General features: G+C 47.9%; 1 protein-coding gene. It reads right to left on the bottom strand.

Annotated features, from left to right (window positions below):
- Positions 1 to 148, bottom strand: a 148-nt coding sequence (locus GBM95_RS13225; RefSeq protein WP_404817504.1) for a helix-turn-helix domain-containing protein, incomplete at its 3' end; no start/stop codon positions are given.
- Between the last annotated feature and the right edge of the window lie 88 nt (positions 149 to 236).

Genomic DNA, 236 nt, shown 5'->3' with positions numbered 1-236 from the left:
TATATCTTGATGATATCTTGATGATCTTGGTAACCCATTGACGGCTCAATCCGAGTCTGCGTGCAATTTCGGCGCGCTTTACTCCATCACGGGAAGTAAACAATGCAGCGGGCCTGAGATCATCATGTACAGCTACGTACGTCTGCATCGATCGATGTACAGCTACGTACGTCTGAGGCATCGATCGAGCTTCAACCAAGTACGTCTGAGTACGTTTGAGCATCGATCGATGTTAC

The sequence above is a fragment of the Sutterella seckii genome, assembly GCF_009183815.1.
GTDB lineage: Bacteria > Pseudomonadota > Gammaproteobacteria > Burkholderiales > Burkholderiaceae_F > Sutterella > Sutterella seckii.
Note: the sequence above shows the minus strand (reverse complement) of the source record. Positions and strands in the feature narration are given on the sequence as shown.